The following is an 11,236-nucleotide window of genomic DNA, read 5'->3' on the forward strand; positions in this document are numbered from 1 at the left end:
CGCATGTCTGAAATTTCCCTTCCCCCCATGAAGCTGTCGGGCCTGGAGCCGGTCTCCATTGGCGAGGGCACACTGTTTGTCAACGTCGGCGAGCGCACCAACGTCACCGGCTCCAAAGCCTTTGCCCGCCTGATCCTCAACGGCCAGTTTGAAGAGGCCCTGGCCGTGGCCCGCCAGCAGGTCGAGAACGGCGCCCAGGTCATCGACGTGAACATGGACGAAGCCATGCTCGACAGCAAAGCGGCCATGGTGCGGTTTTTGAACCTGATGGCCTCCGAGCCCGACATCGCCCGCCTGCCGGTGATGGTGGACAGCTCCAAGTGGGACGTGATCGAGGCGGGCCTGCGCTGCCTGCAAGGCAAGGGCATCGTCAACTCCATCAGCATGAAAGAGGGCGTAGAGGCCTTCAAACAGCAGGCCCGGCTGGTCAGGCGCTACGGCGCCGCCGCCGTGGTGATGGCCTTTGATGAAAAAGGCCAGGCCGACACCTACGCGCGCAAGATCGAAATTTGCGAGCGCGCCTACCGCATCCTGGTCGATGAAGTGGGCTTCGCGCCCGAAGACATCATCTTTGACCCCAACATCTTTGCCGTGGCCACCGGCATTGAAGAGCACAACAACTACGCGGTGGATTTCATCGAGGCCACGCGCTGGATCAAGCAGAACCTGCCCGGCGCCAAGGTGTCGGGCGGCGTGAGCAACGTATCTTTCAGCTTCCGAGGCAACGACCCGGTGCGCGAGGCCATCCACACCGTGTTCCTGTACCACGCCATCAAGGCGGGCATGGACATGGGCATCGTCAACGCGGGCATGGTGGGCGTGTATGACGACCTCGAACCCGTGCTGCGCGAGCGCGTGGAAGACGTGGTGCTCAACCGCCGCCCCGATGCGGGCGAGCGCCTGGTCGAAGTGGCCGAAACCGCCAAAAGCGGAGCCAAGGACGAGAGCAAAAAACTCGAATGGCGCGGTACCCCCGAGGCCCCCAAAACCGTGGCCGAGCGCCTGAGCCATGCGCTGGTGCATGGCATTACGGACTTCATCACCGAAGACACCGAGGAGGCCTACCGCGCCATCCTGGCCCAGGGCGGGCGCCCGCTGCACGTCATCGAAGGCCCGCTGATGGCGGGCATGAGCGTGGTGGGCGACCTGTTCGGCCAGGGCAAGATGTTTTTGCCGCAGGTGGTCAAATCCGCCCGCGTGATGAAGCTGGCCGTGGCGCACCTGATTCCGTACATCGAAGAAGAAAAGCGCCAGGACGAGCTGGCCGGGCGCGACGTGCGTACCAAGGGCAAGATCGTCATCGCCACCGTCAAGGGCGATGTGCACGACATCGGCAAGAACATCGTCACCGTGGTCTTGCAGTGCAACAACTTCGAGGTCATCAACATGGGCGTGATGGTGCCCTGCCACGAGATTTTGGCGCGCGCCAAGGCCGAGGGCGCCGACATCATCGGCCTGTCGGGCCTGATCACGCCCAGCCTGGAAGAAATGCAGTACGTGGCCGCCGAGATGCACAAGGACGAGCATTTCCGCGTCAAGAAAATCCCGCTCTTGATTGGCGGCGCCACCTGCAGTCGCGTACACACCGCCGTGAAAATTGCCCCGCACTACGACGGCCCCGTGGTCTATGTGCCTGATGCGTCCCGCAGCGTGGGCGTGGCGCAAAGCCTGCTGGGCGATGGCGCTGCCGCCTTCGTGCAAGAGATCAACGCCGACTACGACAAAGTGCGCCAGCAGCACGCCAACAAAAAGCAGACGCCGCTGTGGCCGCTGGCCAAAATCCGCGCCAACAAAACGCCCATCGCCTGGGGTGCTTACCAGCCCCCGGTGCCGCGTGCGCTGGGCCGGCGCGTGTTCAAGAACTTTGACCTGGCCGAGCTGGCCGCCTTCATCGACTGGGGGCCGTTCTTCCAGACCTGGGATTTGGCCGGGCCGTACCCCGCCATCCTCACCGACGCCGTGGTGGGCGAGCAGGCGCAGCGCGTGTTTGCCGATGGTCAGGCCATGCTGAAAAAAATCATCGAAGGCCGCTGGTTGCAGGCCAGCGGCGTGATGGCGCTGCTGCCCGCCAACAGCGTGGGCGACGACATCGAGTTCTACACCGACGACACGCGCAGCGAAGTGGCCATGACCTGGTACGGCCTGCGCCAGCAAACTGAAAAGCACGCCGACGACGGCCCCAACGGCGAAAAAATCACGCGCCCCAGCCGCTGCCTGGCCGACTTTGTCGCGCCCAAGGACAGTGGCATTGCCGACTACGCGGGCCTGTTTGCCGTCACCGCCGGGCTGGGCATCGCGAAAAAAGAGCAAGCGTTTATCGACGCGCACGACGACTACTCGGCCATCCTGTTCAAGAGCCTGGCCGACCGCCTGGCCGAAGCCTTTGCCGAGTGCCTGCACCAGCGCGTGCGCACCGACCTGTGGGGCTACGCGGCCGATGAGCAACTCACCCCCGAGCAGTTGGTGGCCGAGCAATACCGTGGCATCCGCCCCGCGCCCGGCTACCCCGCCTGCCCCGACCACAGCGCCAAGACCGAGATGTTCCGTGTGCTGCAAGCCCACGAGATCGGCATGAGCCTGACCGAGAGCCTGGCCATGAACCCGGCCGCCAGCGTCAGCGGCTTCTATATTGGCCACCCCGAGGCGGTGTATTTCAACGTCGGCAAGATTGGCGAAGACCAGCTGCGCGACCTGGCCCAGCGCCGGGGCATGGATGAGCAAGCACTGCGCCGCCTGCTGGGGCCGAACCTGTAATTGCAGGTAAAACTGGCATCCAGCGCTTACTGCATAAGCGCTTGCAGCTATTAATTTAATAGTAAAAATCGACAAAGCCAGGCCACGCACCAGCGCGTGGGCACGGCGGTTACAGTGTTTTCATGCCTCTGCCCGCTGCGCCAATCCCACCTGACTCTCCTGCCACCGCTTCTGCTGCGCCTGACGCCCCCGCGCAGACACCTGTGCCGCTGCCCCCACCAACCTGGTGGCCGGTGCGCGCCGTGCAGCTGTGGCTGGGCGCCGATGGCTTGCGCATGAGCGCAGCCATGTCGTTCTACGGCATGCTCAGCCTGGCACCGCTGCTGGTGGTGGTGGTGGCGGGCCTGGGCTGGTGGATAGACCGGGCGCTGCTGGAGCACAACCTGCTGGAGCAAATCCGCACCTTCACCGGCGAGCGCACGGCCCAGGTGGTGCAGCAAGCGCTGGCCAGTGCGCAGGCGCCTGCACAGGGGCTGGTGGCATCGGCGATTGCGCTGCTGCTGTTGCTCTGGGGCGCAACGGGGGTGTTTGCCGAGCTGCAATCGGCGCTGGCGCGGCTGTGGCAGGAGGACAACCCCGTGCCCTCATCACGCCCGCCGTGGTGGAGCACGGTGGTGCTGCGCCTGCGCGGTCTGGCCTATGTGCTGGTGCTGGGCTTTTTGCTGCTGCTGTCGATGTTGCTGTCAGCGGTGCTGGCCGTGGCATCGGCCTGGCTGGGCGGGCTGCTGCCGTACCGGCTGCTGTGGCTGGGCTTGAGCGAGGGCGTCTCGTTTTTGTTTGCCGCAGCGCTGTTTCTGGGCCTGATGCGCATCAGCGCCGATCCCAAGCCACGCCTGCCCTACCTGGCGCAGGGGGCGCTGCTGGGCGCGGGCCTGTTCATGCTGGGGCGCCATGGCCTGTCGGCGTATTTGTCGGGGGCGGCGGTGGTGTCGGCCTACGGCGCAGCGGGCTCGCTGGTGGCGCTGCTGCTGTGGATTTACTTTTCTTCCGCCGTGCTGCTGCTGTCGGCGGGGTGCGCGCGCGCGCTGCAAGAGCGGGCGCTGCACCAGCGCACCAGCGCCCCGGCGGCAGCAGACTGAGCGCTGCGGCGCGCTGGGAGGCCAGTGGCTGCCAGCGCACGCGGTGCGCCAGCCGCCTGCACGGCCTCAATCCACGATGATTTTTTGCTCTTTGATCAGTGTGGACAGGCGCTTGCCTTCGGTGCTGAGCAGGGCCTTGAACTCGGTGGTGCTCAGGGGTACGGGTTCGGCGCCCAGGTCGGCGTAGCGCGTCTTGGTGGTGGGCAGGGCCAGCGCCTTGGCCAGCGCCTTGTTCATGCGCTCGATCACGTCGGCGGGCGTGTGGTTGGGGGCCCACATGCCAAACCAGATGTCCAGGTCGGCGTCTTTGAAGCCTTGCTCGCCCACGGTGGGCACGTCGGGGAAGAAGGGCGAGCGCTTGGCACTGACCACGCCCAGCAGCTTGACCTTGTTGGTGCGGATGTGCGGAAAGGCGATGCCAGGGTCGCACACAAAATCGGCCTGGCCGGCCATCACGTCTTGCAGCGCGGGGGCGGCGCCCCGGTAGGGCACATGGGCCACGTCGATGCCCGTGGCCAGCTTGAACAGCTCGCAGGCCAGGTGGGGCGGCGTGCCCGCACCGGCGGAGGCATACGAGAGCTTGCCCGGCTGGGCCTTGGCCATGGCCACCAGATCGCGCGTGTCTTTCACGTCCAGCTGCGGTTTGGCCACCAGGTACATCTGGGTTTTGCCCACGCCGCCCACGGGCATGAGGTCGCGCGAGGGCAGGATGCTGGACTTGAACAGCGATGGGTTGGCCGTCTCCACCGAGGTGGGAGCGATCAGGAAGGTGTAGCCATCGCCGGGTGCGCGGATCACTTCCGAGGCGGCAATGTTGCCGCTGGCACCGGGCTTGTTGTCGATGACCACCGACTGGCCCAGCGACTCCGACAGCGACTGCGAGACGATGCGCGCCATCACGTCGGTGCTGCCGCCGGGGGCAAAGCCGACCACCACGCGGATGGGCTTGGTGGGCCAGTGGGTGCTTTGCGCCTGGGCAGCGCCCACGGCGCCAAGGGCGCACAGGGCCAGGGCCGCTTGGGCCACCGTGCGGCGGGCCAGAGAGAAAGAAAAAGTCATGGTGTTGTCTCCGTTGTGGTTGTCTTAAAAATCACCATTGGCCTGCACACCGGCCAGCGGGCCGGGGGCGGGCGGCTGTCTCAGAGGGCGCTGTTGCGCATCATCTCGCGCAGGCGGAATTTCTGGATCTTTCCCGAGGGGGTGGAGGGCAGGTCGTCGCGCACCACCAGCCGCTCGGGGATGTATTGCAGGGCCACTTTCTGCGCTTTCAGAAACTCGACGATGCCGGGCAGGTCGATGCTCTGGCCGGGCTTGGGCACGACCACGGCGCAGGCGCGCTCGCCCAGGCGCTCGTCGGGGTAGGCCACGATGGCGGCCAGGGCAATGGCCGGGTGGCGGTACAAGAGCGACTCGATCTCCACCACTGGAATGTTCTCGCCGCCCCGGATGATCACGTCCTTGCTGCGGCCCGTGATGCGCAGGTAGCCGCGTGCGTCGATGCGGGCCAGGTCGCCGGTGTCAAACCAGTCGTCGGCATCGGTGCCGTTGAGGTGCGCGCGCTTGAGGTAGCCGCCAAAGTTGGAGCACGCGCGCAGCAGCAGCTTGCCCGGCTGGTCGGGAGGCAGGGCGTTGCCATCGACATCGACCACCTTGATCTCCACGCCCGGCAGCGGGCAGCCGTCGGTGTTGAAGGCGCGCTCGTCGTCGTCATCGGGCTGGATCAGCGTGACGGCGCCGTTTTCTGTCATGCCCCAGGCAGAGATGATTTTGGTGGGCAGCACCTGGCGGGCGCGCTCGACCAGTGCGCTGGGAATGGGCGCGCCCGCGCACAAAAAGGTGCGCAGCGTGGGGATGCTGGCCTGGGCTTCGGCCACAGTCTTGGTCAGGTCAGACAGGAACGGCGTGGAGGCCATGGTGAAGGTGGCGCCTTCGGCCTGTATCACTTCGACGGCTTTTTTCGCGTCCCAGATGTCTTGCAGCACGGCGCTGGCCTGGAGCAGGATGGGCATGAGCAGGCCGTACATGAAGCCAGTCTGGTGCGCCATGGGCGAGGCCATCAGCACCACGTCTTGCGCCCCCAGCCCCAGGCGCTGGGCGTAGGGAAGGATGTTGGCCACCACGGTGTTGGCCGAGTGCATCACACCCTTGGGCTCGCCGGTGGTGCCCGAGGTGTAGATGACCTGCGTGATGTCGTCCGGGCCGGGGCGGTGGGCCGTGAGGATGGCGGGGGCATCGGGCTCTTTTTCCCACTCGGGGGTGGTGAGCAGGGCTTCAAAGCTGTCGGGGCCGCCACCGCCCACCACCACCACCTGCTGCAAGTGCGGCAGGTGGGCCTGCAAGCCTGTGGCCATGTGCGCGTGGTCAAAGCCCCGGAACACCTGGGGCACGATCAGCAGCTTGGCCTCGCCGTGCTGGAGCATGAAGTTCAGCTCGTGCTCGCGGAAGATGTGCATCAGCGGGTTCATCACCGCACCGATGCGCGAGCAGGCAAGGTAGGTCAGCGTGAACTGCCACCAGTTGGGCAGCTGGCAGGCCACGGTGTCGTTCTGGCGCACGCCCAGGCGGTGCAGGCCCACGGCGATGCGGTCGGCCATTTGTGCCATCTCGCGGTAGGTAAAGCGCGTGACGGTGCCCGTTTCCACGCGGTAGGCGCTCAAGGCCAACTTGTCGGGGCACTGTGCCACGCAGGCGTCCAGCGCGTCGTTGATGGTGCGGTCATGCCACAGGCCCTGGGCCACCATGCGGGCACGGCGGGGGGGCAGCAATACGGCGTCGAATTCCATGTTTTGTCTCCTTGATATTCTTAAAAACAGGAGCTGCTTGCGCACACCACGCAACGGTTTCAGGCAGTTTTCATGCTCAAAGTCTGATGGGGCGTGCGCAAGCAGCTATTCTTTTTGAAGCGCATGGGGCACTTCAGGCGGGCACAAACTGGCGGCCCGCGCGGGTACGGGCGATGATGGTTTTCATGATTTGTGCCGTGCCATCGCCAATCTGAAAGCCCAGCACATCGCGCAGGCGCTGCTCCATCAGGCCGCGGTCGTAGCCGCCGTGGCCGTAGCACAGCAGGCACTGGTGGATGGCGTCGTAGGCCAGCTTGGGGCCCCACCACTTGGCCATGCCCGCCTCGGCGGTGTGCGGCAGGCCCTTGTCTTTGAGCCACAGCCCTTGCAGGCACAGCAGGCGCGCGCCCTCGACCTCGGTGTCGAACTGCGCCAGCGGGTGCGTCACGCCCTGGAACGCCGACAGCGGCTGGCCAAACGCCTGGCGCTGGGTGATGTATTCCCAGGTCTCGTCCAACGCCACGCGGGCCACGGCCAGCACTTGCAGACCGATGAGCGAGCGCGAGAAGTCAAAGCCGTGCATGACCTGCACAAAGCCCTTGTTCTCGTCGCCCAGGCGGTGGCTGGCAGGCACGCGCACGTTCTCGAAAAAGATGGAGCCCCGGCCAATGGCGCGCTGGCCGTGGCAGTCAAAGCGGTTGGTGGTGATGCCGGGCGTGTCCATGGGCACCAGCAGGGCGGTGACGCCGTGCGCGCCCGACTCGGGCGTGCCGGTGCGGCCAAACACCACAGTGATGTCGGCCTGGTCAGCGGCGGAGATGGAGGTTTTTTCGCCGTTGATGACGTAAAAATCCCCATCGCGCTCGATGCGCAGGCGCAGGTTGGCGGCGTCGGAGCCACCGCGCGGCTCGGTCAGGGCGATGGCGCAGATGGCCTCGCCCGCCGTGAGCTTGCGCAGCCACGGCGCCACCACGTCGGGCTGGCCGTACTTGGACAAAATCTGCCCGTTCAGCGAGGCCAGCAGGTTCAGGTAAGAAAAGCTCAGATCAGCGCGGGCGATTTCTTCGTGCACCACACCAGCGGCCAGGCAGCCCAGCCCCAGGCCACCAAACTGCTCGGGCAGTTCGGGGCAGATGAAGCCCAGGCTGCCCATCTCGCGCAGCAGGGCGCGGTCGAGCACGCGGGTCTGGTCGCGCTCCTGGAACCCCGGGGCCACGCGCTCTTGGGCAAAGCGGCGCACGGTTTCGGCCAGGGCTTGCAGGTCTTCGTCGATGTAGGGATTCGGGTTCATCTGCGGGACTCCTGGAGCTTACTTGGCGTATTTGCGGAACTCGGGCTTGCGCTTGTCTTTGAGCGCGTTCACGCCTTCGCGCGACTCTTCGGTGTCGTAGTACAGCTTGAGCGCGTACATGCCCAGGCCCGCAATGCCCGCCTGGTGGGCGGTGTCGGCGTTGAAGCTGCGCTTGGCAATGGCCAGCGCGGTGGGGCTGCGCTCGCACAGCTCTTCACCGATTTTTTGCACTTCGGCATCGAGCTGGTCGTGCGGAAAGCAGAAGTTGGCCAGGCCCATGGCCACGGCCTGCTCACCGCTGTAGCGGCGGTTGAGGTACCAGATTTCGCGCGCCTTCTTTTCGCCGACCACGCGGGCCAGAAAGGCCGTGCCGTAGCCGGGATCGACCGAACCCATCTTGGGGCCGACCTGGCCAAACTGCGCCTTGTCAGAGCAGATGGTCAGGTCGCAAATGGTGGCCAGCACATTGCCGCCGCCAATGGCAAAGCCCTGCACGCGGGCGATGACGGGCTTGGGCACATCGCGGATGGCGGTGTGCAGCTCTTCCATGGGCAGGCCGATGGTGCCGCGCCCGTCGTAGTTGCCGTTGTGGGCCGATTGGTCGCCGCCGGTGCAGAAGGCGCGGTCGCCTGCGCCCGCCAGCACGATGCAGCCCACGTCGCGGTCGTATCCGGCCTTGTTCAGGGCGCGGATGATTTCATCGCAGGTCTGGCCCCGAAAGGCGTTCATCTTGTCGGCACGGTTGATGGTGATCCAGGCCACGCCGTTGCGCACTTCGTACAGGATGTCTTCAAAGTTCATGGGGTTCTTTCAAGTAATGGGTTCGCAGAGGGAAAACACAGCACGCCGTCGGGCCGCCCAAAGGCGTGGGGTCTAGCCGTGCATGGTCAAACCGCCCGAGACGCTGAGCACCTGGCCGGTGACAAAGCCCGCGTCGTCGCTGCCAAAGAAGGCAATGGCGCTGGCCAAGTCCTCGCCCTGGCCCAGGCGGCCCAGCGGAATGGCGCTGCGGAAGGCTTCGATCAGCTTGGCCGGATCGCGCGCACCCTCAGCCACCCCGGCCAGCAAGGCGGTGTCGGTGGGGCCGGGGCAGACCACGTTGACGGTGATGCCCTGGCGCGCGTGCTCACGGGCCAGGGTTTTGGACAGGGCCACCAGACCGCCCTTGCAGGCGGCATACACCGCCTCGCCCGAGGAGCCGCCGCGCGCCGCGTCCGACGCCACGTTGACAATGCGGCCATATTGGCGCGCCGCCATGCCGGGCAGCACGGCGTGCAGCATGTGCAGCGCGCCGGTCAGGTTGATGTCGATGAGCTTGGCCCATTCGGCGGGCACGGTTTTGACGAAGGGCTTGAACACGTCCCAGCCCGCGTTGTTGACCAGCACGGCGATGGGGCCCAGCTGCGCCTCTACCGCAGCCACGGCGGCATCGACCTGGGCGCGGTCGGTGATGTTGCAGGCAAAGGCGGTGGCACGGCCACCTGTGGCGCGGATGTCGGCGGCCACTTTTTCAGCAGCCTCCAGGTTCATGTCGAACACGGCCACCTGGGCGCCTTCGCTGGCAAAACGGCGGCAGGTGGCGCCACCGATGCCACCACCGCCGCCGGTCACGATGACGGTCTTGCCATCAAATCTTTGCATATTCTTCTCCAAGAGAGGTCTGAGGGGAGGGGGAGCATTGCTATGCTGGGGAAAGCCCTTGGGCACAGCACATATGTCAATACATTGACGCATATTAGACTTGCAGCCAACGTTCCGCAAGCCACCTCGAATAGGAAAAAATAGTGGAAAACCCTAGAAAAAATACCGAAATCGCGAAGATGGAATTGGCCAACCGGCTGTTCTTTCGCCTCTACCAATGTGCAAACATGTTGCATAAAACAGGCACCCGGGCCGTAGAGGCCCAGGGGCTGACGACGCAGCAGTGGGCGGTGCTGGGGGCGCTGTCGCGGCCCGAAGCAGCCGACGGCATGAACGTGGGCGATCTGGCCCGCTACCTGATGGTGAGCCGGCAAAACCTCTCGGGCCTGCTCAGCCGCATGGAGCGCGATGGCCACCTGGCCAACGCCCCCGATGGCCGCGACCGCCGCTCGCGGCGCATCACCATGACCGCATCGGGGCGCAAGGTGTGGATCGACGAGGCGCAGCCCAACATCCGCCGCTACTACGGACAGGCGCTGGCAGATTTTTCAGTGGGGGATATGGCGCACACCCTGCATTACCTGCTCAAGCTGCTGGACAACATGCAGCGCATTGACGGTGAGGGTGCGGCGGCCGCCGAGGACGGCCAGGAAACCACGGACGACGCTGGCGCCTGAGCGCCGCCCGGGTGCGCCAGCACCGCGCCGCAGGGGCGCGGTGCTGGCGCAGCGCTTTACTTCTCGACGAAGGCGCGCTCAATCACAAAGTCGCCCGGGCGCGTGGTGTTGCCTTCTTCAAAGTCGCGCTGCTCCAGGATGTGCTTGAGCGAGGCCAGCATTTCGGGGCTGCCGCACAGCATCACGCGGTCTTCCAGCGGGTTGAGCGCGGGCACGCCCAGGTCGGCAAACAGCTTGCCGCTCTCAATCAGGTCGTTGATGCGGCCCTGGTTCTTGAAGGGCTCGCGCGTCACGGTGGGGTAGTACTTGAGCTGCTTGCTGACCAGCTCGCCCAAAAACTCGTGCTGGGGCAGCTCCTGGGTGATGTAGTCGTGGTAAGCCAGTTCTTTGACCTCGCGCACGCCGTGCACCAGGATCACTTCCTCGAACTTCTCGTAGGTTTCCGGATCGCGGATCACGCTCATGAACGGCGCCAGGCCTGTGCCGGTGGAGAGCATGTACAGGCGCTTGGCCGGCAGCAGGTAGTCGATCAGGATGGTGCCCGTGGGCTTTTTGCCAACGATGATGGTGTCGCCCACCTGGATGTGCTGCAAACGCGAGGTCAGCGGGCCATCGGGCACCTTGATGCTCAGAAACTCCAGGTGCTCTTCGTAATTGGCACTGACGATGCTGTAGGCGCGCAGCAGCGGCTTGTCGTTGACCCTCAGGCCGATCATGGTGAAGTGGCCGTTGGAAAACCGCAGCGAGGTATCGCGGGTGGTGGTGAAGCTGAACAGCCGGTCAGTCCAGTGGTGAACCGACAGCACGCGTTCTTCAAGAAATGCGCTCATGGTGGATAGGCAAGGAGAGTGACAAAACAGGTTCGGGCCGCAAGGTGCTGCGCCAGGGCAGGGCACACCCGCGAGGGGTGGGGCGTATTGTCCTGTAAAGCGCGGGCGGGCCTTGTCCGGGGCACACCTACTGGATACCAGGCCAAGGCAACGGGGGAGGGCACGCAGGCGCCAGACAAAC

The 11,236-nt window shown here is 65.3% G+C and carries 9 protein-coding genes; 3 read left to right on the top strand and 6 right to left on the bottom strand.

Translation table 11 applies throughout. The features are described from left to right. Positions 1–3: 3 nt before the first annotated feature. Both metH and EV674_RS03955 read left to right on the top strand, forming a co-directional pair. The gene (gene metH / locus EV674_RS03950) at positions 4–2,754 is read left to right on the top strand and encodes a methionine synthase (protein ID WP_119012095.1); all 2,751 of its coding nucleotides are present in this window, start codon (positions 4–6) and stop codon (positions 2,752–2,754) included. 143 nt (positions 2,755–2,897) lie between these two features. Then, entirely contained in the window at positions 2,898–3,833 is a 936-nt protein-coding gene (locus EV674_RS03955) for a YihY/virulence factor BrkB family protein (RefSeq protein WP_374761662.1), read from the top strand. A 66-nt stretch (positions 3,834–3,899) separates the two neighbouring features. Here the strand turns inward: EV674_RS03955 and EV674_RS03960 are convergent, their stop codons facing one another. The 5 genes from EV674_RS03960 to badH all read right to left on the bottom strand — a co-directional run bounded on the left by EV674_RS03960 (position 3,900) and on the right by badH (position 9,548). Further along, complete coding sequence (locus EV674_RS03960) at positions 3,900–4,892, bottom strand: Bug family tripartite tricarboxylate transporter substrate binding protein (protein WP_119012097.1); 993 nt, start codon at positions 4,890–4,892, stop codon at positions 3,900–3,902. Positions 4,893–4,972: 80 nt separating this feature from the next. After that, positions 4,973–6,616: a cyclohexanecarboxylate-CoA ligase gene (gene aliA / locus EV674_RS03965; RefSeq protein ID WP_119012098.1), complete on the bottom strand. Its 1,644-nt coding sequence runs from the start codon at positions 6,614–6,616 to the stop codon at positions 4,973–4,975. 133 nt (positions 6,617–6,749) lie between these two features. Then, positions 6,750–7,907 (bottom strand): cyclohexanecarboxyl-CoA dehydrogenase, encoded by a 1,158-nt coding sequence (gene aliB, locus EV674_RS03970; protein ID WP_119012099.1) that lies wholly within the window; start codon positions 7,905–7,907, stop codon positions 6,750–6,752. 18 nt (positions 7,908–7,925) lie between these two features. Continuing rightward, a complete protein-coding gene (gene badI / locus EV674_RS03975; RefSeq protein ID WP_119012100.1) occupies positions 7,926–8,708 on the bottom strand; it encodes a 2-ketocyclohexanecarboxyl-CoA hydrolase in 783 nt (260 codons plus the stop codon). Positions 8,709–8,780: 72 nt separating this feature from the next. Further along, a complete protein-coding gene (badH, locus tag EV674_RS03980; RefSeq protein ID WP_119012101.1) occupies positions 8,781–9,548 on the bottom strand; it encodes a 2-hydroxycyclohexanecarboxyl-CoA dehydrogenase in 768 nt (255 codons plus the stop codon). A 179-nt stretch (positions 9,549–9,727) separates the two neighbouring features. Between badH and EV674_RS03985 the strand changes: the two genes are divergently transcribed. After that, entirely contained in the window at positions 9,728–10,225 is a 498-nt protein-coding gene (locus tag EV674_RS03985) for a MarR family winged helix-turn-helix transcriptional regulator (protein WP_119012102.1), read from the top strand. Positions 10,226–10,281: 56 nt separating this feature from the next. On the opposite strand, the gene EV674_RS03990 is transcribed toward EV674_RS03985, so the two are convergent. Next, complete coding sequence (locus EV674_RS03990; protein ID WP_119012103.1) at positions 10,282–11,055, bottom strand: ferredoxin--NADP reductase; 774 nt, start codon at positions 11,053–11,055, stop codon at positions 10,282–10,284. Positions 11,056–11,236 lie beyond the last annotated feature (181 nt).

This window comes from Simplicispira metamorpha (genome assembly GCF_004341365.1).
Lineage (GTDB): Bacteria > Pseudomonadota > Gammaproteobacteria > Burkholderiales > Burkholderiaceae_C > Simplicispira > Simplicispira metamorpha.

Coding starts and splice junctions, on each gene's coding strand:
- metH (WP_119012095.1), top strand. CDS start 4: ATGTCTGAAATTTCCCTTCCCCCCATGAAGCTGTCGGGCCTGGAGCCG.
- EV674_RS03960 (WP_119012097.1), bottom strand. CDS start 4,892: ATGACTTTTTCTTTCTCTCTGGCCCGCCGCACGGTGGCCCAAGCGGCC.
- aliA (WP_119012098.1), bottom strand. CDS start 6,616: ATGGAATTCGACGCCGTATTGCTGCCCCCCCGCCGTGCCCGCATGGTG.
- aliB (WP_119012099.1), bottom strand. CDS start 7,907: ATGAACCCGAATCCCTACATCGACGAAGACCTGCAAGCCCTGGCCGAA.
- badI (WP_119012100.1), bottom strand. CDS start 8,708: ATGAACTTTGAAGACATCCTGTACGAAGTGCGCAACGGCGTGGCCTGG.
- badH (WP_119012101.1), bottom strand. CDS start 9,548: ATGCAAAGATTTGATGGCAAGACCGTCATCGTGACCGGCGGCGGTGGT.
- EV674_RS03985 (WP_119012102.1), top strand. CDS start 9,728: ATGGAATTGGCCAACCGGCTGTTCTTTCGCCTCTACCAATGTGCAAAC.
- EV674_RS03990 (WP_119012103.1), bottom strand. CDS start 11,055: ATGAGCGCATTTCTTGAAGAACGCGTGCTGTCGGTTCACCACTGGACT.